23 protein-coding genes and 2 pseudogenes are annotated in these 22,355 nt (G+C 50.0%); 6 read left to right on the top strand and 19 right to left on the bottom strand.

Annotated elements, in window-relative coordinates; genetic code table 11:
- Positions 1-2: 2 nt before the first annotated feature.
- From fliN to fliF, 9 genes and pseudogenes are all read right to left on the bottom strand, one after another.
- Positions 3-416: a flagellar motor switch protein FliN gene (fliN, locus tag FFT88_RS10755; RefSeq protein ID WP_130208597.1), complete on the bottom strand. Its 414-nt coding sequence runs from the start codon at positions 414-416 to the stop codon at positions 3-5.
- Complete coding sequence (gene fliM, locus FFT88_RS10750; RefSeq protein ID WP_130216469.1) at positions 413-1,417, bottom strand: flagellar motor switch protein FliM; 1,005 nt, start codon at positions 1,415-1,417, stop codon at positions 413-415. Before fliM ends, fliN begins: the two co-directional genes overlap by 4 nt.
- 4 nt (positions 1,418-1,421) lie before the next feature.
- On the bottom strand, positions 1,422-1,886 hold the full coding sequence (gene fliL, locus FFT88_RS10745; RefSeq protein ID WP_130216471.1) for a flagellar basal body-associated protein FliL: 465 nt from the start codon (positions 1,884-1,886) through the stop codon (positions 1,422-1,424).
- 104 nt (positions 1,887-1,990) lie between these two features.
- Complete coding sequence (locus tag FFT88_RS10740) at positions 1,991-3,118, bottom strand: flagellar hook-length control protein FliK (RefSeq protein WP_135405116.1); 1,128 nt, start codon at positions 3,116-3,118, stop codon at positions 1,991-1,993.
- Positions 3,115-3,558: a flagellar export protein FliJ gene (fliJ, locus tag FFT88_RS10735; RefSeq protein WP_130208591.1), complete on the bottom strand. Its 444-nt coding sequence runs from the start codon at positions 3,556-3,558 to the stop codon at positions 3,115-3,117. The genes FFT88_RS10740 and fliJ overlap by 4 nt, the downstream gene beginning before the upstream one ends.
- A gap of 21 nt (positions 3,559-3,579) precedes the next feature.
- Positions 3,580-4,949 (bottom strand): annotated as a pseudogene (fliI, locus tag FFT88_RS10730) (flagellar protein export ATPase FliI).
- Positions 4,949-5,635 carry a flagellar assembly protein FliH gene (gene fliH, locus FFT88_RS10725; protein WP_130216477.1) on the bottom strand — a complete coding sequence of 229 codons (687 nt, stop codon included), beginning with the start codon at positions 5,633-5,635 and terminating at the stop codon, positions 4,949-4,951. Before fliH ends, fliI begins: the two are co-directional and overlap by 1 nt.
- Complete coding sequence (gene fliG / locus FFT88_RS10720; RefSeq protein ID WP_032184453.1) at positions 5,628-6,623, bottom strand: flagellar motor switch protein FliG; 996 nt, start codon at positions 6,621-6,623, stop codon at positions 5,628-5,630. The genes fliH and fliG overlap by 8 nt, the downstream gene beginning before the upstream one ends.
- Positions 6,616-8,274, bottom strand: coding sequence for a flagellar basal-body MS-ring/collar protein FliF (gene fliF, locus FFT88_RS10715; RefSeq protein ID WP_135405119.1), 1,659 nt, complete (start codon positions 8,272-8,274; stop codon positions 6,616-6,618). The genes fliG and fliF overlap by 8 nt, the downstream gene beginning before the upstream one ends.
- Positions 8,275-8,488: 214 nt before the next feature.
- On the opposite strand from fliF, the gene fliE reads away from it, so the two are divergent.
- On the top strand, positions 8,489-8,803 hold the full coding sequence (gene fliE, locus FFT88_RS10710; protein WP_130259938.1) for a flagellar hook-basal body complex protein FliE: 315 nt from the start codon (positions 8,489-8,491) through the stop codon (positions 8,801-8,803).
- Between the two features lie 101 nt (positions 8,804-8,904).
- Here the strand turns inward: fliE and FFT88_RS10705 are convergent, their stop codons facing one another.
- The 5 genes from FFT88_RS10705 to yedE form a co-directional block, all read right to left on the bottom strand.
- The gene (locus FFT88_RS10705; RefSeq protein ID WP_130218636.1) at positions 8,905-10,038 is read right to left on the bottom strand and encodes an acyltransferase; all 1,134 of its coding nucleotides are present in this window, start codon (positions 10,036-10,038) and stop codon (positions 8,905-8,907) included.
- Between the two features lie 517 nt (positions 10,039-10,555).
- Positions 10,556-11,035: a GNAT family N-acetyltransferase gene (locus FFT88_RS10700; RefSeq protein ID WP_131161105.1), complete on the bottom strand. Its 480-nt coding sequence runs from the start codon at positions 11,033-11,035 to the stop codon at positions 10,556-10,558.
- Positions 11,036-11,437: 402 nt separating this feature from the next.
- Positions 11,438-11,842, bottom strand: coding sequence for a DUF1398 domain-containing protein (locus FFT88_RS10695; protein ID WP_130218640.1), 405 nt, complete (start codon positions 11,840-11,842; stop codon positions 11,438-11,440).
- Positions 11,843-12,031: 189 nt separating this feature from the next.
- Positions 12,032-12,265, bottom strand: a complete 234-nt coding sequence (gene yedF / locus FFT88_RS10690) for a sulfurtransferase-like selenium metabolism protein YedF (protein ID WP_000790504.1) — start codon at positions 12,263-12,265, stop codon at positions 12,032-12,034.
- Positions 12,262-13,467: a selenium metabolism membrane protein YedE/FdhT gene (gene yedE, locus FFT88_RS10685; RefSeq protein ID WP_135405122.1), complete on the bottom strand. Its 1,206-nt coding sequence runs from the start codon at positions 13,465-13,467 to the stop codon at positions 12,262-12,264. Before yedE ends, yedF begins: the two co-directional genes overlap by 4 nt.
- Positions 13,468-13,652: 185 nt before the next feature.
- Between yedE and yedD the strand changes: the two genes are divergently transcribed.
- Positions 13,653-14,066 (top strand): lipoprotein YedD, encoded by a 414-nt coding sequence (gene yedD / locus FFT88_RS10680; RefSeq protein ID WP_064529329.1) that lies wholly within the window; start codon positions 13,653-13,655, stop codon positions 14,064-14,066.
- Between the two features lie 120 nt (positions 14,067-14,186).
- On the opposite strand, the gene amyA is transcribed toward yedD, so the two are convergent.
- The 4 genes from amyA to fliD form a co-directional block, all read right to left on the bottom strand.
- A complete protein-coding gene (amyA, locus tag FFT88_RS10675) occupies positions 14,187-15,674 on the bottom strand; it encodes an alpha-amylase (RefSeq protein ID WP_135405124.1) in 1,488 nt (495 codons plus the stop codon).
- Positions 15,675-15,744: 70 nt separating this feature from the next.
- Positions 15,745-16,143: a flagella biosynthesis regulatory protein FliT gene (fliT, locus tag FFT88_RS10670; protein WP_135405127.1), complete on the bottom strand. Its 399-nt coding sequence runs from the start codon at positions 16,141-16,143 to the stop codon at positions 15,745-15,747.
- Positions 16,143-16,553: a flagellar export chaperone FliS gene (fliS, locus tag FFT88_RS10665; protein ID WP_130208571.1), complete on the bottom strand. Its 411-nt coding sequence runs from the start codon at positions 16,551-16,553 to the stop codon at positions 16,143-16,145. Before fliS ends, fliT begins: the two co-directional genes overlap by 1 nt.
- A gap of 15 nt (positions 16,554-16,568) precedes the next feature.
- Positions 16,569-17,984: a flagellar filament capping protein FliD gene (fliD, locus tag FFT88_RS10660; RefSeq protein WP_135405130.1), complete on the bottom strand. Its 1,416-nt coding sequence runs from the start codon at positions 17,982-17,984 to the stop codon at positions 16,569-16,571.
- 246 nt (positions 17,985-18,230) lie between these two features.
- Here fliD and FFT88_RS10655 point away from each other — a divergent pair, with 246 nt between their 5' ends.
- From FFT88_RS10655 to tcyJ, 4 genes are all read left to right on the top strand, one after another.
- Positions 18,231-19,562 (top strand): FliC/FljB family flagellin, encoded by a 1,332-nt coding sequence (locus FFT88_RS10655; protein WP_135405133.1) that lies wholly within the window; start codon positions 18,231-18,233, stop codon positions 19,560-19,562.
- Between the two features lie 317 nt (positions 19,563-19,879).
- A complete protein-coding gene (gene fliA, locus FFT88_RS10650) occupies positions 19,880-20,599 on the top strand; it encodes an RNA polymerase sigma factor FliA (RefSeq protein WP_064529323.1) in 720 nt (239 codons plus the stop codon).
- Between the two features lie 45 nt (positions 20,600-20,644).
- On the top strand, positions 20,645-21,196 hold the full coding sequence (gene fliZ / locus FFT88_RS10645; protein WP_135405216.1) for a flagella biosynthesis regulatory protein FliZ: 552 nt from the start codon (positions 20,645-20,647) through the stop codon (positions 21,194-21,196).
- 87 nt (positions 21,197-21,283) lie between these two features.
- Positions 21,284-22,084, top strand: coding sequence for a cystine ABC transporter substrate-binding protein (tcyJ, locus tag FFT88_RS10640; RefSeq protein WP_130218652.1), 801 nt, complete (start codon positions 21,284-21,286; stop codon positions 22,082-22,084).
- A gap of 21 nt (positions 22,085-22,105) precedes the next feature.
- On the opposite strand, the pseudogene FFT88_RS10635 reads toward tcyJ, so the two are convergent.
- Positions 22,106-22,351, bottom strand: a pseudogene (locus tag FFT88_RS10635) (integrase core domain-containing protein); the annotation flags it as partial.
- Positions 22,352-22,355: the final 4 nt, after the last annotated feature.

Here is a 22,355-nt window from a genome sequence, read left to right as displayed (position 1 = left end):
CACTAACGGCTCAGGCGGCGCATCCGCTCGGATGGGGTAATGATATCGGTGATCCGCACGCCATATTTATCAGCGACTACGACAACTTCACCCTGAGCAATTAAATAACCGTTGATCAGAATATCCAGCGGTTCGCCCGCCAGACCGTCCAGCGCCACGACTGACCCTTGCGTCAGACGCAACAACTCTTTGATGGTCATTCGTGTGCGGCCCAGTTCGACGGTCAGCTTAACCGGAATATCCATAATCAGGTCGATATCCTGCAATGTTCCACTGACGTCGCCGCCGCCAAGTTGCTGGAACACCGCTTCAGCCGCGCTTTTGCCGCTTGTTGATTTTTGTTCGCCTAACGCTTCAGCCCACAGATCGTCCATTGCGCCGTTGTTGTCATCGGCCGGATTATTCAAGTCACTCATTTGGGCTGTTCCTCGTTCAGAGAATTCAAAATCGGGTTAATCAAATGTTCTATCCGTAACGCATACTGACCGTTGATGGTGCCGTACTGGCTGGTCAGTACCGGAACGCCGTCAACATGGGCGATAATGCGATCGGGTTTTTCTATCGGCAGGACATCGCCAGGTTTCAGCTTTAAAATCTGCGACAGGCGCAGCGAAATATCGGCAAAGTTGGCAACCAGCTCCAGCTGTGAATGCTGAACCTGGCGCACCAGGTTATCGCGCCAGTTCTGATCTTCATTACGCGAGTTTTCCAGCGGCGGGTTAACCAACAATTCCCTCAGTGGCTCGATCATGCTGAATGGCAGGCAGATATTAAATTCGCCGGTCAGGTTGCCAATCTCCACATGGAACGGCGTGTTAACCACAATGTCGTTCGGTGAGGTGGTGATATTGGTAAATTTCACCTGCATTTCGGAACGCACGTACTCGACTTCCAGCGGATTAATCGCCTTCCACGCGTCGCTATAGCCTTCAAGTGCCAGCTTCAACATGCGATTAATGACGCGCTGTTCGGTATGAGTAAACTCGCGACCTTCTACTTTGGTAGGGAAGCGTCCATCGCCGCCAAACAGGTTATCCACGGCGATAAACACCAGACTCGGCGAAAACACCACCAGCCCTGTTCCGCGCAGCGGTTTCAGATGGATAAGGTTCAGGTTGGTCGGCACCGGCAGGTTGCGGGCAAATTCATGGTACGGCTGTATGCGGATAGCCCCGACGGTAATGTCCGGGCTACGGCGCAGCAGGTTGAACAGCCCCATGCGGAAATGGCGGGCAAAACGCTCATTAATGATTTCCAGCGCCTGCAAACGTTCGCGCACAACCCGGCGTTGCGTGTTGGGATCGTACGGACGAATGTCACTTTCGCCGCTAACACTGGTTGTCGGTTCGTCTTTGACCTCGCTGTCACCATTCAACAGCGCATCAATTTCAGCTTGAGAAAGAATACTATCGCCCATGTCGTTATCGCAGAATAAAAGCGGTATACAGCACGTCGGTGACATCCTGTTTCGGTTGCCCGGCAACAAGCGGGGGGGAGAGTGTGGCTTTAATTGCGGCAATCAGTTTTTGCTTGCCTTCTTCCGTTGCCAGCACGGCGGCATCCTGGCGCGAAAACAGTAACAGCAAACGACTGCGGACTTCCGGCAAATACTCGCTCAACCGCGAACGGGTGGCTTCATCTTTCAGTCGCAGCGTTATACCGATATAAAGCACGCGATCTGCATCGCCAAGATTGACCGTAAAAGTGTCCAGCGCATAGAAGACAGGTGAGAGCACGACGTGTTGCTGCGCTTTGTCGCCAGCGGTCACTTGTTGCGAATGCCAGTAGCTGTAACCCGCGCTGGCACAGGCCGCGAGAGTGATGAATACCAGGATCGGGAGCCAAAGCGATCGCCTGCTTTTCTTGCTTATCGCGTAATCAGTCATGTGTTGCGGTCTTCCTGTGTCGCTACTGCTTATCGGCTAATTATCCTGCGTCTTAAGTGTGGCAAAGCGGGGAAAAGACGCGGATTAAGGTGTTACCTCTGGCGTTAGGCGAAAATATCGACGCCGCTATTGCCCGATGAAACTCTCTGGAGAGTTGTGGGAACTGGCAATGCATCGTCATCCTCGGTTGTCAGGCGTTCATGGCCTGATGTGCGTGGACTTTGTTGTTGCTCGGAAGCTGCCCGCTGCTGACCGCTAAAACTCTCTCCGCTGATATTGCTCTGCCCCAACTGAATTCCGCTTTCTGCCAGTTGTGTGCGCAGTACCGGCAAAGCCGCTTCCAGAGCGGCGCGCACGTGCTGATGCGGTGAAACCATCTGAATTTGCGCCTGGTTGTCATCCACCTTAAGGGAGATTTGCACTTCGCCTAAATCTTGCGGATGCAAACGCAGTTCGGCACTTTGTTGCCCCTGGCGGGTAAACAGCGAAATATGCTGGCTTAATGATTGTTGCCATTCGTGGGAACCCAGCGGTGCGCTCAAAACAGGCGCTGCGACGGTGGGCAGTAGCTGCGTCTGGTGCGGAGTAATTAGCGGACTGGTGACAGAAGTAACAGGTGAAGGCGTGCTGATGACCTCCGCTTTACTCTGGGCTTCTGCGACCAGCGGTGTTAATGGCTGATCTGGCGCGCCAGGGGCGTCGTCAGGTTGTGCTGTTGCGAGTTGCGCGGTAGTCAGTTTTGTTGAGAGTGCTTGCTTCTGCGTCGGTAACGCTGTGACAGGCGCATCAGTCACTTTGGGGGTATTGTCAAAACCGGGCAGCATAGCAAAAAGGGCGCTCAGGCTGGCGACAGCATCTTCATTAAGGTCATCCGTTTTATCGTCGGCGACCGTTTCCTTTTCTGGCATGGCTGCCAGCGTATTAACCAAAGCCGTCGTCAGCGGCGTTGTATCGGGTAGTGCTGTGGTTATTTCAGCCAGCGTTTCGTCAGTAGCGATGTGTAAATCAGACGGCAGTACCCCGGCCAGAATTTCGTTGGCGCGTTCTTTACCTTGCGCGTGTGGGGTATCCACTGCAACCTGAAGCAATGGCGAAGCTTTGCCAGGTGCTGCATCTCCTGCTAATGCCCCGCTCAACAACGCAAGAAAATCCTGTGCCGTGTCAGTGGCGCTAGCACCGGGCAATGTGGATGTGTCAACGTCAGCGGTAATCAAGGGCGCTAAACGAATCATTCAGTTTTCCTCATGGCGGCGCGCTGGGCGAACTCGTCCATCTTTTTCTGATCGAGGCGGTTTTCTGCTAACAGGGCCGCCGTGGATTGCCGTTCCTGGAGGGTCTGCCAGGCCTGCAAGCGTTGTTTCTTTTCTCGCCAGCTGTTCAGCGCAATGTCAACTTTCTGCGTCCACTGATTAAGCTGCTGGCGGTGCTGGGTAATGGCCTTTTCCAGCGTCTGAATGAACTGCTGGTAGTTGATCCAGCGATTACTGGTCATTCCTGCACTCATGTCGTTGTTCAGGTTGCTGCGATATTCGTTTTGATAATCGATCAGCATTTTGAGTTGTTCTTCCGCTTGCTGACATCCGCGACGCATTTCACCCAGCAGGCGGGCCGCATTATCCACCTCTTTTTCTGCCAGATCTTTCAGGGTCGCCAGGGCGCCATGTTCTGCCATCTGTTGCTATCTCCTGCGTAATCACACCGTCGGAAAAATACGTTCCAGCCCCAGGAGAGAGTCTTCCCAGTCCGCGCGTTCAAAAATGCCTTGTTGCAAATAGCCCTCCAGCTGCGGCCACAAGGCGATAGCTTTATCGAGCATTGGATCGCTGCCTTTGGCATACGCGCCGACGCTGACCAGATCGCGGTTACGCTGAAAACTCGACAACAGCTGCTTGAATGTGCGTACCCGCGCGTAATGTTGCTCGCTGATCAACGCCGTCATTGCACGGCTGATTGAGGCTTCAATATCAATCGCAGGATAGTGCCCGGCTTCTGCCAGACGGCGAGACAGCACGATGTGACCGTCGAGGATCGCCCGCGCGGAGTCGGCAATCGGATCCTGCTGGTCATCGCCTTCGGTGAGCACGGTATAAAACGCGGTAATCGAGCCGCCGCCGCTGATTCCGTTTCCGGCACGTTCGACCAGCGCCGGTAATTTGGCGAATACCGACGGCGGATAACCTTTGGTGGCTGGTGGTTCGCCAATCGCCAGCGCAATCTCACGCTGGGCCATCGCGTAGCGGGTGAGGGAGTCCATAATCAGCAACACATGCTGACCACGATCGCGAAAATCTTCGGCAATGCGCGTGGCATAGGCGGCACCCTGCATTCGCAGGAGCGGAGAAACATCCGCCGGAGCGGCAATCACCACGGAGCGCGCACGCCCTTCGGCACCGAGAATATTTTCAATAAAATCTTTTACTTCTCGCCCACGTTCACCAATCAAACCAACGACGATCACATCGGCACGGGTGTAGCGCGCCATCATTCCCAGCAGCACACTTTTACCAACGCCAGATCCGGCAAACAGCCCCATACGCTGCCCGCGCCCGACGGTAAGCAGGGCATTAATTGGGCGCACGCCCGTATCCAGCACATGCTCAATCGGTGTACGTTGCAACGGATTAAACGGCGGGGTAATCAGGCGCCAGTTTCAGTCGTATCGGGGGAGGGCAGACCATCGAGCGGTTTACCGCTGCCGTCCAGAACGCGACCTAATAACGCCGGACCAAGTGAAAGCTGCTTGCCGCTTTGCAGCCCATCGCCGGAGATATTTTTGGCGTAAACGCGCGCGCCGGGCAGCACGCCTTCTACTTCCTCCAGCGGCATTAAAAACAGCCGTTGACCGTTAAAGCCAACCACTTCGCTTTCCACTTCGTGCGTTTCAGTGCCGTTCTGACGTTCAATGACACAGGTTGCGCCGAGCGGCAGTTGCAATCCGGTGGCTTCCAGCACCAGCCCGGTGGCGCGGGTTAATCGCCCGTAGCGACGCACCGCAGGCAACTGCGCCATTTTGGCTTCAAAATTATCCAGCGTGGTTAGCCAACGTGTCAGGCGCGTGGTCATTACACCACTCCTGGCGCTGCCAGACGGCAGAGTTCTTGCCAGCGGGTGGCGACACTGGCGTCGAGATCGCCTTCATCAGCGGAGACTTTACAACCGCCAGGATGCAGGGTCGGGTCGCCGCGCAAGCGCCAGCCATGCAAACTTAAGGTTGCGCCGAGCATCTCATCAACACGTTGCAGATCATCCGGGTGCACGCGTAGCTGCGGTTTGCCGCTGAATAACGGTTCTTGCTGCAACAACTGTTGGATCTGTTTGATCAGTGCCGAGTTGTCCACCGTTGGCGTCTGGCCGATCACCTGACGCGCTGCCTCCAGCGCCATCTGCATCAGGCGTGAAGCAATCACGCTATCCAGCGCGTCAAGGGTGGTCTGAAACTCGCTGACCAGTTGCTGCATCCGGGCATGAATCGGCGCTTGCTGGGATTTTGCCTGTGCCAGTCCTTGTTCCAGCCCCTGAGCCAGACCTTCCTGATAGCCCTGTTCGTGACCTTGCTGGCGACCTTCGGCAATCCCCGCCTGATAACCTTGCTCGTGGGCCTGCATTTGCAGTTGCGCCAGTTGTTGCTCAAGGCTGGGTTCGGCCTCTTCAGTGACGGTTTCTTCTGGCTCCATCAGTGGCACAAACTCCGCCTGGGGTGGCGCGAGATCGTCTGGTGTCCAGGTTTTCCACGGCAGATTATCAGACATAGGTATCCTCGCCGCTGCCAATCACCATCTCGCCGGTTTCGGCAAGGCGGCGCACAATCAGCAGAATCGCTTTCTGTTCGTTTTCCACCTGCGACAGACGCACCGGACCACGGTTGGCGAGATCGTCGCGCAGAATATCGGCGGCACGTTGCGACATATTGCGCAGGAATTTTTCGCGTAGCGGCTGCTCGGCCCCTTTCAGCGCGATCAGCAGCGATTCGGAATCCACTTCCTGCAACAGACGCTGGATGCTGCGATCGTCGACATCCACCAGATTTTCGAACAGGAACATCTCGTCGATGATTTTCTGCGCCAGTTCGCCGTCAAATTCACGCACGGCGGTAATAACCGCTTCTTCCTGCTGAGTTTTCATCAGGTTGATAATTTCCGCTGCTGTTCTCACGCCGCCCATTTTGCTGCGTTTGAGATTCTGGCCATCGAGCAGGCCATTCAGCACCTCTGTCAGTTCAGCCAGCGCGGCAGGTTGTACGCCGCCAAAGGTAGCGATACGTAGCATCACGTCGTGGCGCAGACGTTCATCGAACAACGCCAGAATATCGGCGGCTTGAGCGCGTTTCAGATGCACCAGAATGGTGGCGATAATCTGCGGATGTTCATCGCGAATCAGATCGGCGGCGCTCTGTGGCTCCATAAAGTTGAGCGTTTCAATACCGCTGGCAGTGTCGCGGGTTTCGAGAATATCTTCCAGCAGGCTGGCGGCACGCTCTTCGCCCAGCGCTTTGACCAGCACTGAACGCAGATAATCATTGGCGTTAATATTCAGTGCGGCAAACTGTTCGGCTTCTTGTTCAAACTCTGCCAGTACTTCAGTTAATTGTTTGTTGGAGATCTGCGAGACGTTCGCCATTGCCGCGCTCAGGGTTTGCACTTCTCGTTGGGACAGGTGCTTGAATACCTCTGCCGCCCGGTCTTCGCCGATGGTCATCAGCAGAATGACGCTTTTATCGGTGCCTGTCAGGTTACTCATGATCGTTATTTATCCACTGGCGAATGACCAGCGCCACTACGCGCGGATCGTTATCAGACATGTCGCGGATGCGCTGGCTCATTACCTCAGCCCCCAGACGTTGGTTAGCGCGGCGTTGTTGCAGTTGTTCGTCTTTGCTCAGGCGTACTTCCACTGCATCTTCCGTCTCCTGGCGAGTTTGTGTCTGTTGCTGAACGGCTTTCACCACCTCAGCGCGGCGGATTAATTGCGGACGTACCGCTTTACGCCACAGCAGCCACGCCACCAGCAGTACCAGCAACCAGCGACCGGCAGCCAGCAACTGATCGATAAACGCTTGTTGTTGCCAGAACGGCAACTCACCACCACTTTCATCACTACTGGTAAACGGCGAGTTGACGACATTGAGCGAATCACCGCGTTTTTCCGAAAAGCCCATTGCCTCGCGGGTCAGATCATCAATTTGTTTCATCTGTTCGGCGCTCAGTGGCAACGGTTTGCCATCCGGCAGCGTTTTGTAATTCACCACTACCGCGACAGACAGACGTTGCACGTCGCCGACGTTCATTTTGGTATGACGAATGGTGCGATCGACTTCGTAGTTGCTGGTTTCATTACGCTGTGTGCTGCGCGGCCCACTATTGCTGGTGGTGCTCGTCTGTTGTTGGCGATTGTTTTGATTTGCCGGAGGCGTACTGATCGGCGCGTTATTTACAGGCGCGGGCTGATTAGACAATGCCCCCGGCACGCCGCCCGGATAACCGGAACCGCTCTGCTCGCTTTCATTCAGTTGACGGGAACGAAGTGCTGCCTGTGACTCATTGCCATTAGGGCGATACTGCTCTTCTGTTTGCTCTTTACTGGCGAAATCCAGCTGCGCTGTGACTTGCGCATGAATATTGCCGTTGCCGACAATAGGCGACAGAATTGCTTCAATACGACGCTGAATGCGGCCTTCGACATCGCTGGTATATTTCAACTGAACATCATTGAGATCGCGCCCGCTGGTGTTGGACTGGGTTAACAGATGCCCACCTTGATCCACCAGCGTAACGTTACCCGGGGGCAGCCCAGCTACTGCACTGGAAACCAGATGCACAATGGCGCTAATTTGCCCTTCATCGAGTGCGCGGCCGGGTAACAGATTTACCGTCACCGATGCTGAAGGGGATTTTTGTTCACGGACAAATAAAGACGGTTTCGGCATCGCCAGATGCACGCGCGCCCCTTTTACCGGGCCGATAGTTTCGATGGTACGAGAAAGTTCGCCTTCCAGCGCTCGCTGATAATTCACCTGTTCGCTGAACTGGCTGATACCAAACTTTTCCTGATCGAGCAGTTCAAAGCCGACCGCTCCGCCTTTAGGTAAGCCTTGCTGCGCCAGACGCAGACGCAATTCATGAACCTTATCCGCCGGAACTTCAATTGCACCACTGGCTTCACTAAAGCGGTAGGGGATGTTCATCTGCGTCAGTTGGCTGACGATCGCGCCACCATCCTGATCGGAAAGGTTGCTGAATAACGTGCGGTAATCAGGGGCTTTTGCCCATAGAACTAACGCGACTATCACTGCCACTGCAGCGGAACCAGCAACAATCAAAGGGATTCTCGGATTCGCGCGTAGGCGATTAAGCCACTCAAGAGATTTTGTCTGGGCTGCAGTCGTATTCATCGCGCACCTCGCGGCAGATGAAAGACGGCGTTATTAGCAAAGTGGAACAAGACGCACTCCCGGGTCAGCAAACTCGAAAAATTGACGGCCTCATTATTTGTGGTTTTATTTTTTTCTATGCGCCAATTAACCCGGTTTTTTATCGTTATTTAACGCCTTTATCTTATTGACTTACTGTTAATCTCTGCTACCAGAAATGGTCCAGGAGATGAATATGTCAGCCATACAGGGGATTGAAGGGGTTATCAGCCAGTTACAGGCTACGGCGATGAGTGCCCGTGCGCAGGAATCACTACCACAACCTGGCATCAGTTTTGCCGGACAGTTTCATGCCGCGCTCGATCGTATAAGTGATACGCAAACCGCCGCCCGCACTCAGGCAGAAAAATTCACCCTCGGCGAACCCGGCGTAGCGCTAAACGATGTGATGACCGATATGCAAAAAGCCTCAGTTTCAATGCAAATGGGGATTCAGGTGCGTAATAAGCTGGTGGCGGCGTACCAGGAAATGATGTCCATGCAGGTGTAGGTTTTGTAACTGAGGCGTCCTGCCGATACAACAAAAACAACTGGTCTACGAAACCTGGGGCGGCGATTAGTGAATGCAGATAAGTACACTCTCATTATTTTTTATATTTCATGTAATGAGGATGGCGAGTTAGTCTTTATTTTTTTGATAAATGGTAGCTCTATAAAATGGTAAGTGAAAGTGGATAGAAGGCAAATAGCGAAGAAGGCTATAATAAGTATCGAAAGTAGTAAGGGGCCAATAGCTATCATTTTTGCAGTTGCCAGATAGTTGTAAACTGGGAAAAGTACTAACCCCTGCGTGAGGTACAAACTGTAGCTAATCGCCCCTAATCTTTTAGCTGCTCTGGTTGTTAATGCACCAAATAGTTCGGCTCCAGATATGATACAAAAGAAAATAATAGCAAGGAAAGCAGTCTCTGGCGGGCTATACAATGTAGGTGCTGACAGATAGGCCAGCAGTATTGTAGATAATAAAATACAATTTGCAGTGGTCTTTGATAGAATAACCCTTTCTTTCAATTCCTTACAAAGCATTCCTGCAAAGAAATATGACCAAAGATAAGCTGTATTCGTGAAGGAAGGTAAGAAATAAAATGAAAATGCAAAAAGTACAATGCTCAGTTCCATAGATCTTTTATTGAGCATAAATAGCAATGGAAGAGAAAAATAAAACATCCATTCCCATTTTAATGTCCACGTAACCCCGGCTAATACAATAAAGGGGGTATGAAAAGCCGTCACTGGTAATTTATTGTCCCATAAACCACCATCAAACCAGGTCAGTAAATTAGATATAGTCGTTGCGGTGAATGGGATTTTTTCCGTGAATATGAAAAGGAGAGAAATAGCCAGGAATGAGCAAAAGAAAGTTAACGGGACAATTCTAAGGAGTCTTTTTTTATATAAATCAATCCAGTCTATATTATCTTTGTCCCTAATCTTTCCCCAAAATAAATAAGCGGTTGTCATGAAAAACAATGCTACGCCATTCTTTCCCATAATTAAAAGCCATTGGGATATCGGAGCCCATTGACCAGTTGTAAAATATGAGTAAGCGCAATCCATATGATGGAATATAACAAAAGATGCAAGATAAAAACGCATGCCATCAAGTCTATTGGCTCTGTTTGGCTGAATGTCGTTATCAAGAAATTTAAATATTGGCAAGCTGAATGCGATTAATGCACCTACGATACAGAAAAATGCTAAAATAAATGAGAATGACAGGTTCATATGAACAAAACTCTTCTGCAGTAAATGTTAAAAATAATCAGTAATCTATATAAATGGGTATGGATTACTTTAGAGTTTATCTAGAGTATCAGATTGTAATCCCATAGCAAACAACTGTGCTTTATCATTTAATTTAGGTGATGTTAACTCTCGATTTTGTTATTTTATTCCTGGGTGGTATTACTTAACCAATATTCATAAAAATGCAAAAATCACGAGCAAATGGCACGTTCCCTGTTTTTGTCAGAGTTATTTAACTTGCTTACAGTGGGTTGAGTACACTAAAGCTAAGTTTTTGGCTGTACGAGCAATGGTGAGAGTGGGGGGATGATGTCCCATTTACATTGGAACAATAGGTAATGGGCGACTGATTAATCACTTTTGGGGCCGCACCGTAAGGTAATGAGTATTCATTAGTATGAAGTGATCGAACCTTTATAAGAAGCTGCCTGCAAGCACAAAAAAGTGCTGCAAACACATAATCAGCATTCCCTGCCGCAGTTGGTTGGGCTACCAGTCATGACAATTGATGATTTTCATATAAGTTCAAGGTCATAAAACGGCTATTTGGATCCGGTTTATAATCAGCGAAGGGCTCGCAGGCGGTGAAGCCATGTTTGAGATAAAGTTGATGGCAGGCCGTAAACCCAGCATGTGTTCCTGTTTCTAAACTCAGGCGATGAAGGCGTCTGTCATGTGCAACCCGCAAAATATGCCGTAGAATCAGATTTGCAACGCCACGACGTAAAAAGTCTGGCGCAGTACGCATTGATTTCAACTCGCCATGTTCATCATCCAGTAACTTCAGCGCGCCAATTCCGGCGAGTCGATCTCCTTCCCATGCTGACCAGAATGTCACTGCCGGATCACGTAGTTTTTGTACGTCCAAAGCATGGATGCTTTCTGGTGGAGATTGTTCCTGCATACCGGAAATATGGTAATTCACTAATTCTTGTACTGCAGGATGGGAGAGATCATCTGTTTTGACAGTGAACATGATTGTTTCTTGTTGGTTGTCTAATTACAACATACCAACAGGCGAAAACATCTTTGTCTAATAGATGTTTCTTATGACACGGTTCTGTTTGTAAAAATGACCGCTCACCATTGTATGGAGCCATCGCTGGAAGAAAGCTTTGCAGTAACTTGCTTTCAGAATGCCCATCGAGTGATGGGCGTGTTTAGGGTATGACACACCGCGAGAACTACGGTGAACGATGATACTTGATATTTCACCCCGCCTGTTAACAGGTGCGCTCCAGGGTTTTCTTTGTCATCAACGAAAAATACATGGTCACAGGCATGAACATGAAGCCGTTAGTTAATCGCTATTTCAGAACCGTTCATTGAAAATTTTATTAATAACCAGCCACTGTCAGACCTGAGTTGGTGAGAACAGCTAAATAAGTGGTTTGTTGTTCTCGATATCTTCAATATATAAAAGTGTATTATCGATAGAATAGTAACGCCGCTTATTATCACCGACGTCAGTAACCCACCGAAAAACACCAGCCTTTGCAAGCGTTATACAATATTCCCGAAATGTAGACCGTCTTGAAATGTGAGTTCGGGCTGCTTTTTTGACTTGCTCAGGATCCTTGATGGCACTGACTTTTAATAGACTTCTGCTTCCTCTTATTAACAAAACATTGTCATCGTGCGTGACGATCCTGATGTTATCTGTGGCAAGATAGTAAATATAATGTGCAATATGATGACGTTTTAACTCAGCATAAAACCAGGAAAAATTTAGCTCCGTTCTCACTTGCTCAAACATCTTTTGAAAATTAGCAACCTGATCCATCAGGGAAATAATCTCTCGTCAGTTGTGAGGGAGAGTAGTTTGCATGATCGGTGTTATTCCTTCAATCTGGTCCGATCACTTAATGCTGTGTCTGTGTGAATCAATAATAATCCAACTGCGGTACGGAAAATAGACAACGGAGTATTCGTAGCAAGTGACTCCCGCTGCCTGAAACAGCGGGAGAAAAGATTACTTCTGAATTAAATAACGAATGGTCGGCCCGTCTTGCTGAATATCCAGTACCGTATAGCCGTGATTACGCGCATCCAGCGGAATATTGTTAATCGACTGTGGACAATCGCTGACCACTTCTAGGATCTCGCCTTTTTTTAACTGCGGCATCGCCTCAAGTGTTGCAACCGCTGGGTAAGGGCAGGGCTCACCCACCATATCAAGACGGTAATCAGGAACGATATTTTTCATGCGATCTCCTTAGCTGTCTGCGGCGCCGCACGGCGGAAGAAGCGTTTTTCCCAGCCGATAATCAGCATCAGCGCAGCGAACAATAGTAAATATGTCACCAGCAGGCCGCCCATTGGACCAAAGGTTTTTAGCAGGTTGATTTTGTCCCAGTCGGTTGCCAGTACCGGGGCGAAATCATCCCAGTAATACGCAAGAATCGTGGAGCCAATAACGTTGCCCAGACCGACCCACCAGTAATGCACCTGGCCTTCCACCGCGCGGTACATCCATCCCGTTTCGCAGCCGCCCGCCAGCACAATACCAAAACCAAACAGTAATCCACCAATTACCGCGTTCGGACCCGCCCACATGATTTTAGGTTCTACGCCCAGCTGTACATAACTGAAAATCCCGATGGCACTTACCGCCATACCGAAAATGATCGCTTTCGCCATGTGGGTTCGTCCGGTGATCCACATGTCGCGGAACGCCGAAGTAAAGCAGATTTGTGCACGTTCTATCAGTAAGCCAAAGCCGACACCAAACAGCATCGCCAGCCCCAGCTTTGGTTGGTTCATCGCCGTCAGCAGCGCCCAGCCCAGCATGCCGAAAAAGACCAGCATCCCGAGACGAAAACGGCGCCGCGCCTGATCCGGTTTCTGCGTCAGCGGTGAGGCAGCAGAGACTTTCTGCATTTTCACGGGGATGCGAAAAACAGGCAGCAGGGTAAAGCGCGCGCCAAACCATGAACCGATGGCGGTGGCGATGGCAAAGAACCAGGCGTGCAGCGAGAACTGAGGAATGCCGGTAAAGAACGCCGCCAGGTTACAGCCCATCGCCAGACGTGCACCAAAACCAGCAATAATCCCGCCAATAATGGCCTGCATAATGCGGATACGGCTTCGCGGCATGCGCAGTTTGACGTTGTTGGCCCATAATGCCGCGGCAAAACAGCCGCCGAACATACCGAGAATCATCATCCCGTCAATGCGGGTTAATGGCGATCCTTCCAGATGGATAATTTTAAAATAGCCCCACTCTTCAGCATGGACGCCAAACAGTTGCAGGAGCTGACCGCCCCAGCGGGTAAATTCACCCGTAACTGCCCAAAAAGTGCCGGTAATGCCAAAATAGTAAGTGGAGAGAATGCCCGCCGCGATGACCGCAGGGATTGGCGCCCAGAATTTAATCAACCAGGCTTGTTTGAATTGCTGCCATGACATGTATGTAGCCTCTGAACTCAGAAGGTTTAAACAAGAGTTGCGAATCATACATCAGGAGAATTTATTTGCGTGGCAATAATTCACAGAAATAATAGTTAGATCAAATTTCTCTTTGGGCCTGGAAAGGGTGGCAGCGTCAGGGCTTTAATGCCACAATCCACTTTTCTTCTCATGCAGGACGAATGATGAAAAAACTCGCAATTGCAGGCGCACTCATGTTGTTGGCGGGCTGTGCCGAAGTCGAAAACTATAATAATGTTGTAAAAACCCCCGCGCCAGACTGGCTGGCAGGGTACTGGCAGACCAAAGGGCCGCAACGTGCGCTGGTCAGCCCGGAAGCGATTGGTAGCCTGATTGTCACTAAAGAGGGTGATACCCTGGATTGCCGTCAATGGCAGCGAGTGATTGCGTTACCGGGTAAGCTGACGCTGATGTCTGATTCTCTCACTAACGTTACTGTGAAACGTGAGCTGTACGAGATTGAGCGTGACGGTAACACTATTGAGTATGATGGCATGACGATGGAACGCGTGGCTCGTCCGACGGCAGAGTGTGCCGCCGCGCTGGAAAAAGCGCCGTTACCGACGCCGCTGCCGTAATGAAATTCCCCTGGCCCAGGGGGATTTTCATGTCAAAAAAAGTGCCCGATACGCAAGCTTATCGGGCCTGGAACTGTAACGGCGCCGCAATAACGATGCGTGTATTGTCAGCGATCGGTTTTAAATCACCTCTTCGATAACCCAAACGCTGACGCTGCCGCCGTTGCAAAAAAAAGTCGCTTCGCCATTTTCATCGGTAACTATGCTCTCTTGTCGATTACCGAGGAAATCTCGCCAGGTTTTATTGCCATAGTTCTCCCCCAGATTAATCGTCTTTTCGCCATCGTCGCCATTCGACATAACCACAACGCAGCCTGGATATTCATCGGTGCCACTGCGACTAAAGGCAATACAGTTCGGATGATCGAAAAATAGCGTCTGTACACCGTGGGCAAAACGCTGTCGGGCGAGGATTAGCTCATCAAGTTGTTCGATTATTGGCATATCGATTGGATAGGTTTGACCGTCACCGCCGACATCTTTGTAATGAGCCCCGTACAGATCAGGGTAAAACACCGAAGGCACGCCATTTTCCCGTAGCAAAATAAGGGCATAAGCCAGCGGCTTAAACCACGGCTCCACCGGAGCTTCAAGGGCTTGTAACGGCTGGGTGTCGTGGTTGGCGACCAGCGTCACAGCGTGGAAAGGATCGACTTCAACCAATGTGCCGCTAAAAATCTCAGTCATATCATAATCACGCCCCATACGAGACGCTTCGTGGAATTTCATCTGCAGCGGTGCATCAAACAGCATGGTTTTACCTTCCACCTGATCAATATACGTTTGCAGTTTCTCGACCTCGCGCGACCAGTATTCCGCCACAATAAAGAGTGGTTTCGGCGCAACTTCTTGCACATGCTCGATCCACTCTTTATAGAACCACGCCGGAATATGTTTTACCGCGTCGAGACGAAAACCATCGCACTGAGTTTGTTCCATTACCCAGCGCGCCCAGTATTTGAGCTCTTCGGTGACGGCATGGTTACGAAAATCGATATTTTCGCCCATCAGATAATCGAAATTGCCTAATTCATCATCGACCTGATCATTCCAGCCTTCGCCAGTGTAATCGTTGACGATTTTAAAGATGCCATCTTCATGCGGGTTTTCGATATGGTCGATACCGCTAAAACATTTGAAGTCCCATATGAATTGTGAATATTTTCCGGCTCGTGCAGGGAAGGTGTAACGGGTCCAGCCTTCGCATTCGATAATTTCATCATCAATTTGCGTGCGACACTCTTCGTTAACTCGCTGAACGCGAATCGCTTCTTTTTCGTCGGCACCCATTTTGTGGTTCACCACCACATCCAGCAGTACGGCGATGTCGTTGCGTTTAAGCGCGTCGATGGCCGCCAGCAATTGCGCTTTATCACCATATTTCGTCGCGACAGTGCCTTTTTGATCAAACTCGCCTAAATCAAATAAATCATAGGAATCGTAGCCGACAGAATATCCGCCCGATGCGCCTTTATAGGCAGGCGGTAGCCAGACCATATTGATACCAATATCATTTAAACCGTCGGCGCGCTCGGCAAGCTCGGGCCAGAGCTTGCCGCCTTCAGGATAATACCAGTGAAAGCATTGCAACAGCGTGGGATTACGCATTCTTCGACTCCACATGAGGGGAACATTAGAAGCGTAGCCGTAATCAGGTTATTCGCGAGTAATCCAACTTTTATGCTTTGCCAAAATTCAGATGGGGAGAAAAATTGACGATATTCTCCTGCGGCGCCAGTACGTAGCCGCCCTGGTCGCCGTAAGCACTTAATACGGATTTTTGCATCGATGACTGACCAACCAGCTTCGCCAGCTCATCCATTCGCACCTGCAATAAATGCTTAACGTTGCTTTCGTTGTCCAGGACGAGGCGTAACATCGGTTTGAGTTGTTCCTGCATCATGGCAGAGGGTTCCATCTCTTCCGTCAGGTGCGCGATTTGTTGCACCGCATTCACATAATCCATTTCGCTGGCGATGAGTTCATCCCATCGTCCTTCTGTCGCCAGGCGTAACATGAGCTGGCTTTTTTCGACAAGTTGTTGCCAGGCAAAATACAAGTGCGGTGCATGGTTCATCAGACAGGGTCCTGAATCAAAGAAGGGGAGAGTAAAGTCTCTTTCCAGGCATCGGCAATATTGCGCATCAACGTTTCCACTTCTTCTACTGCGGAGACATCGTTACGCAAATTCGCTTGCAGCAAACGCCTGACCATATAGCTATAGAGCGCAATTAAATTCTGGGTTAATTCATCCTGGCTTTCTTCTTCGAGGCTCACCTTCAGCCCATTCTCAATGATGTTGATAGCTTTCGATAAAGACACGCCTTTACCTTCCAGGTTGTTGTCCTGCATAAACAGGCGCGCTCTTACCAGCGCACTCAACACGCCGTCAAATAGCATGGTAACCAGTTGCTGTGGACTGGCGCTCATCACGGCGCTCTCAACGCCAATTTGTGCATAGGCCTGCGTGCCTTTTGCGCTGTACATAGTCTCTCCTGAAGATTATTTCGAGCTGCTATTTGAGGTGTCGAATTGCTGTGTCAGATAGCTACTGGTGGAGTTAAGCGAGTTCATTAACACATCCAGTTGGGTGAACTGGGCTTTGTAGCGCGCCATTAATGTATCGATACGTTCACTGGCAGCGTTGTACTGATCCGTCAAATTGTTCAGCGTTTTGCTTACGCCATCTTTTGCAGCCTGGATTATCCCGGTGGAGGAGAGCCAACTGGTCAGGTTGCTGCTAATGCTGGTGGTTACGCCAGTGCTTTTACCGTCACCAATAAACATTTCACCTACGCCAGCGGCATCTTTCTTCAGGGCTGTTTGCAGCTTGTCGGTCGCTATTTCCAGCTTACCGGTACTGGCGTCGGTGGTAATACCGATCTGTGCCAATGTTTTATAGGCTGAACTGCTATGCGTATTGGCAAGCAGCGTTTTTAACTGGGTCTGGATGGTGCGCAGCGTGGAGTCACCGAGTAACGCGCCGTTGCTGGAGTCCTGACTTTCTGCCCCGGCATCGACTGCGGTGTATTTGGTTAAGCTGCTGAACGTATCCTGTAACGTGTTATAGGCATCCACCCACGCTTTAACCGCATTTTCAGCTTTAGATGTGTCTTTGCTGATGGTGAGGGTCTGATTACCGGTGGTGACGTCATTCAGGTTGAGAGTGATATCTTCCAGCGCGTCACTGATAGTGTTGCTGCTGTTTTCAATCTCAACGTTATTAACCGTAAGTTTGGCGTTCTGCGCGGTGACGCTTTCAGTCATGCCATTACTGCTATCACCCGACGTTCCGTTGTAACCCATAAAACTTTGCAGGGCGCTGTCGCCGCTGACGCTCAGTTTCATGGCGTTATTGCTACCGGTATCATTGGCGGTGATAGACAAACGATACTCGCCGTTACCCACATTGATGATACTGGCGCTGACGCCGGCTTTGGCGTTGTTAATTGCATCGCGGATGCCAGAGAGTGACGAGTTAGCCGCGCTGATATCAATCGTGACGGGATCTTTTCCTCCGCCTTGCTGGATGGTCAGTACGCTATCGCTGGTGGCGATGGCGGCTTTGTTGTCTTTTTGACTGTTTTGGGTCGTGAGCGTCTGTGCCTGTGCCAGTTGGCTGACACTAATGGTGTATTTTCCGGCAATCGCGCTGCCCGTGGTGGTGGCGCTAAAAGCCGAGGAACTGCTGGTGGTTGAGGTAGCGGTAAATAAGTCGGCTTTATTCAGTGCCGTGTTGGCGGTCTGAAAACTCTCCAGCGCGCTTTTCAGCGTCCCGTAGGCGCTCAGTTTCGCGGTGTACGAGCTTTGCTGTTTTGATATCGGCGTCAGGGTAGATTTTTCTGCCGCCTCAAGACTGTCGAGGATGCTGCTTAAGTCCAGCCCCGACCCAACCCCGAGCGTTGAAATACTAGCCATATATATTCCTTAATCATGCGACATGTAGAACGAATACCGGGGTTATCGGCGCAAGCGGGGCAAAGTTTACGATTTATTTTTTGGCTTAATGACACGAACAGCAACGAGGAAGGGGAGTATTTCGACGGCTAGAAAAAAATTCTAAAGGTTGTGAGTGACCAGACGATAACAGGGTTGACGGCGACGAAGCCGAAGGGTGGAAGCCCAATACTTAAACCGTAGAGCTAAAAAACAGGAATAAAAATTATGGCACAAGTCATTAACACCAACAGCCTCTCGCTGATCACTCAGAACAACATCAACAAAAACCAGTCTGCGCTGTCGACTTCTATCGAACGCCTGTCTTCTGGTCTGCGTATCAACAGTGCGAAAGACGACGCCGCTGGTCAGGCGATTGCTAACCGTTTCACCTCTAACATTAAAGGGCTGACTCAGGCTGCGCGTAACGCTAATGACGGTATTTCTCTGGCGCAGACCGCAGAAGGCGCACTGTCTGAAATCAACAACAACTTGCAGCGTGTGCGTGAGTTGACCGTTCAGGCGACGACCGGGACTAACTCTGATTCTGACCTGTCTTCTATTCAGGACGAAATCAAATCCCGTCTGGATGAAATTGACCGTGTTTCCGGTCAGACCCAGTTCAACGGCGTGAATGTACTGGCAAAAGACGGTTCGATGAAGATTCAGGTTGGCGCGAATGACGGGCAGACTATTTCCATCGATCTGAAGAAAATTGATTCTTCAACTTTAGGGCTGAATGGCTTCTCAGTTTCTAAAAACTCTCTTAATGTCAGCAATGCTATCACATCTATCCCGCAAGCCGCTGGCGATGAACCTGTTGATGTTAACTTTGGTGATACTGTTGAGTCTGCAGCAATTGCAGCTAAATTGGGTGTATCCGATACGTCAAACCTGTCGCTGCACAACATCCTTGATAAAGATGGTAAGCCGACAGCTGATTATGTTGTTCAGTCAGGTAAAGACTTCTATGCTGCTTCTGTTGATGCCACTTCGGGTAAAGTAACCTTAAACACCATTAATGTTACTTATGATGATTATGCGAACGGTGTTGACGATGCCAAGCAAACAGATCAGCTGATCAAAGTTTCAGCAGATAAAGATGGTGCAGCTCAAGGTTTCGTCACACTTCAAGGCAAAAACTATTCTGCTGGTGATGCGGCAGACGTTCTTGAGAATGGAGCAATCGATCTTGAATTAACTGATCTGAATTTAAGTGATGTTACTGATACTAATGGTAAGGTAACTACAACTGCGACTGAGCAATTTGCAGGTGCTTCAACCAACGATCCACTGGCACTTTTAGACAAAGCTATCTCACAAGTTGATACTTTCCGCTCCTCCCTCGGTGCCGTACAAAACCGTCTGGATTCTGCGGTCACTAACCTGAACAACACCACCACCAACCTGTCTGAAGCGCAGTCCCGTATTCAGGACGCCGACTATGCGACCGAAGTGTCCAATATGTCGAAAGCGCAGATCATCCAGCAGGCGGGTAACTCTGTGCTGTCTAAAGCTAACCAGGTGCCGCAGCAAGTTCTGTCTCTGCTGCAGGGTTAATCGCCAAAACCTGACTAACCGATAATGACAGCAAACGCCAAATTGCCTGATGCGCGGCGCTTATCAGGCCTACAAGGTGAATCGCAATTAATTAAATTTGCATATTCGTCCAGGCCGGATAAGGCGTTTACGCCGCATCCGGCAAGATGAAACGTACGTTGTCAGATCTCTTAACCCCGCGTCCGGCGGGGTTATTCTGCTCGTTATTTACCGATCACCCTAAATAACCGCTTATTTCACCCATTAATCGTCCGATTAAAAAACCTGCAGAAACGGATAATTATGCCGATTACTTATATAACGCAGGGTTGTTTATCGTGAAATCACTCTATACCGCTGAAGGTGTAATGGATAAATACTCGCTGTGGCAGCGTTATATCCCGCTGGTGCGTCACGAAGCATTGCGCCTGCAGGTCCGACTGCCCGCGAGTGTAGAACTTGATGATCTCCTACAGGCGGGCGGCATTGGATTACTTAATGCCGTTGAACGTTATGACGCCCTGCAAGGAACGGCATTTACAACTTACGCAGTGCAGCGAATCCGTGGTGCTATGCTGGATGAACTTCGCAGCCGTGACTGGGTGCCACGAAGCGTGCGACGCAATGCGCGTGAAGTGGCGCAGGCAATGGGGCAACTGGAGCAGGAACTTGGCCGTAACGCCACAGAAACTGAAGTGGCAGAACGTTTAGGGATCGAAATCGCCGATTATCGACAAATGTTGCTTGATACTAATAACAGTCAACTCTTTTCCTACGATGAGTGGCGTGAAGAGCACGGCGATAGTATTGAACTGGTAAGTGACGATCATCAGCGGGAAAACCCGTTACAAAAATTACTGGAAAGTAATCTGCGTCAACGGGTGATGGAAGCCATCGAAATGTTGCCGGAGCGTGAACAGTTAGTATTAACGCTCTATTACCAGGAAGAGCTTAATCTCAAAGAGATTGGCGCGGTGCTGGAAGTTGGTGAATCGCGGGTCAGTCAGTTACACAGTCAGGCCATTAAACGGTTACGCACCAAACTGGGTAAGTTATAACTTAAGTAAATGCCGCACATTAATTTTGAATACCAGGAGTTCTTAATAATGATGCAGCACCAGAAAAGGCGGCCATTGAGTCGCTATCTTAAAGACTTTAAACACAGTCAAAGCCATTGCGCATTTTGCCGTAAACTACTTGATCGCATTACGCTGGTTCGCGACGGCAAAATAGTGAATAAAATCGAGATTTCCCGTCTCGATACACTGCTTGATGAAAATGGCTGGCAGGAAGAACAAAAATCATGGTCCGCGTTGTGTCGTTTTTGCGGCGATTTACACTGCAAAACGCAGAGTGATTTTTTTGATATTATCGGCTTCAAGCAATTTCTCTTTGACCATACTGAAATGAGCCCCGGTACTGTGCGCGAGTATGTGGTGCGTCTGCGTCGTTTGGGTAATTATTTAAGCGAGCAAGATATTTCCACCGACCTGCTGCAGGATGGTTTTCTTGATGAAAACCTGGCGCCCTGGCTACCCACCACAAGCACCAATAATTACCGCATCGCATTACGTAAGTATCAGTGTTACCAGACGCAAACCCGCGGTGATCTTGCGCAGAATTCCCCCTGCATGTCAGCTTCTGATATATATTAAATAAGAATAAGATGTAGCAGACTTGTTTTTGTGTTTACAAACAATAGCTCTACACTGCAAACCAACAAAACAACATTCGGGGTGAATATGAAACTAGCACATCTGGGACATCAGGCGTTGATGGGCGTTATGGCCGTGGCGCTGGTTGCGGGTATGAGCGTGAAAAGTTTTGCCAACGAAGGCCTGCTCAATAAAGTAAAAGAGCGTGGCACGTTGCTGGTGGGACTGGAAGGGACTTACCCGCCGTTTAGCTTTCAGGGCGATGACGGCAAGTTGACTGGTTTTGAAGTGGAATTTGCCCAACAACTGGCAAAACATCTGGGCGTTGATGCCGCATTAAAACCGACCAAATGGGACGGGATGCTGGCGTCACTGGATTCTAAACGCATCGATGTGGTGATTAACCAGGTCACCATTTCTGATGAACGCAAGAAAAAATACGACTTTTCTACCCCATACACCATTTCCGGTATTCAGGCGCTGGTGAAAAAAGGTAATGAAGGCACAATAAAAACCGCAGACGACCTGAAAGGTAAAAAAGTTGGTGTTGGTTTAGGCACCAACTATGAAGAGTGGCTGCGTCAGAATGTTCAGGGTGTTGATGTGCGCACCTATGATGACGACCCGACCAAGTACCAGGATCTGCGCGTAGGCCGTATTGATGCCATCCTGGTTGACCGTCTGGCGGCGCTGGATTTGGTGAAGAAAACCAATGATACGCTGGCAGTAACTGGCGAAGCCTTCTCCCGCCAGGAGTCAGGTGTCGCGCTGCGTAAAGGTAACGAAGACTTGCTGAAAGCAGTCAACGATGCCATTGCAGAAATGCAAAAAGATGGAACCTTGCAAGCCCTTTCCGAAAAATGGTTTGGTGCTGATGTGACCAAGTAATCAACGTATTGACGGGCCCTGCTATAAGTTGACAGATTTCTGTCTGTAAAACGCCTGATGAACTTCATCGGGCGTTTTGTATTTCAGTGCCAGGTGTGGCCGCTCATGGTTATAAATTGCCACGGATTTTTTACTATTTTCCGGGCCTGCAGGACGCGAGTTTTTCAGGAGCCCGTTTATTCGTTCAGCCAGCGCATTCTGGTCGCAGTCATAACCAACGGTCATTGAGCAGGTTATCCCGTTTCTCTCATGCACTGACTGATAAAGAGCT

The organism is Escherichia sp. E4930 (genome assembly GCF_005845405.1).
Lineage (GTDB): Bacteria > Pseudomonadota > Gammaproteobacteria > Enterobacterales > Enterobacteriaceae > Escherichia.
This window is presented reverse-complemented; position numbering and strand designations above follow the sequence as displayed.

Excerpts from the sequence above, each read along its gene's own strand:
- fliN (WP_130208597.1), bottom strand. The coding sequence starts at position 416 with ATGAGTGACTTGAATAATCCGGCCGATGACAACAACGGCGCAATGGAC.
- fliM (WP_130216469.1), bottom strand. The coding sequence starts at position 1,417 with ATGGGCGATAGTATTCTTTCTCAAGCTGAAATTGATGCGCTGTTGAAT.
- fliL (WP_130216471.1), bottom strand. The coding sequence starts at position 1,886 with ATGACTGATTACGCGATAAGCAAGAAAAGCAGGCGATCGCTTTGGCTC.
- FFT88_RS10740 (WP_135405116.1), bottom strand. The coding sequence starts at position 3,118 with ATGATTCGTTTAGCGCCCTTGATTACCGCTGACGTTGACACATCCACA.
- fliJ (WP_130208591.1), bottom strand. The coding sequence starts at position 3,558 with ATGGCAGAACATGGCGCCCTGGCGACCCTGAAAGATCTGGCAGAAAAA.
- fliH (WP_130216477.1), bottom strand. The coding sequence starts at position 5,635 with ATGTCTGATAATCTGCCGTGGAAAACCTGGACACCAGACGATCTCGCG.
- fliG (WP_032184453.1), bottom strand. The coding sequence starts at position 6,623 with ATGAGTAACCTGACAGGCACCGATAAAAGCGTCATTCTGCTGATGACC.
- fliF (WP_135405119.1), bottom strand. The coding sequence starts at position 8,274 with ATGAATACGACTGCAGCCCAGACAAAATCTCTTGAGTGGCTTAATCGC.
- fliE (WP_130259938.1), top strand. The coding sequence starts at position 8,489 with ATGTCAGCCATACAGGGGATTGAAGGGGTTATCAGCCAGTTACAGGCT.
- FFT88_RS10705 (WP_130218636.1), bottom strand. The coding sequence starts at position 10,038 with ATGAACCTGTCATTCTCATTTATTTTAGCATTTTTCTGTATCGTAGGT.
- FFT88_RS10700 (WP_131161105.1), bottom strand. The coding sequence starts at position 11,035 with ATGTTCACTGTCAAAACAGATGATCTCTCCCATCCTGCAGTACAAGAA.
- FFT88_RS10695 (WP_130218640.1), bottom strand. The coding sequence starts at position 11,842 with ATGGATCAGGTTGCTAATTTTCAAAAGATGTTTGAGCAAGTGAGAACG.
- yedF (WP_000790504.1), bottom strand. The coding sequence starts at position 12,265 with ATGAAAAATATCGTTCCTGATTACCGTCTTGATATGGTGGGTGAGCCC.
- yedE (WP_135405122.1), bottom strand. The coding sequence starts at position 13,467 with ATGTCATGGCAGCAATTCAAACAAGCCTGGTTGATTAAATTCTGGGCG.
- yedD (WP_064529329.1), top strand. The coding sequence starts at position 13,653 with ATGAAAAAACTCGCAATTGCAGGCGCACTCATGTTGTTGGCGGGCTGT.
- amyA (WP_135405124.1), bottom strand. The coding sequence starts at position 15,674 with ATGCGTAATCCCACGCTGTTGCAATGCTTTCACTGGTATTATCCTGAA.
- fliT (WP_135405127.1), bottom strand. The coding sequence starts at position 16,143 with ATGAACCATGCACCGCACTTGTATTTTGCCTGGCAACAACTTGTCGAA.
- fliS (WP_130208571.1), bottom strand. The coding sequence starts at position 16,553 with ATGTACAGCGCAAAAGGCACGCAGGCCTATGCACAAATTGGCGTTGAG.
- fliD (WP_135405130.1), bottom strand. The coding sequence starts at position 17,984 with ATGGCTAGTATTTCAACGCTCGGGGTTGGGTCGGGGCTGGACTTAAGC.
- FFT88_RS10655 (WP_135405133.1), top strand. The coding sequence starts at position 18,231 with ATGGCACAAGTCATTAACACCAACAGCCTCTCGCTGATCACTCAGAAC.
- tcyJ (WP_130218652.1), top strand. The coding sequence starts at position 21,284 with ATGAAACTAGCACATCTGGGACATCAGGCGTTGATGGGCGTTATGGCC.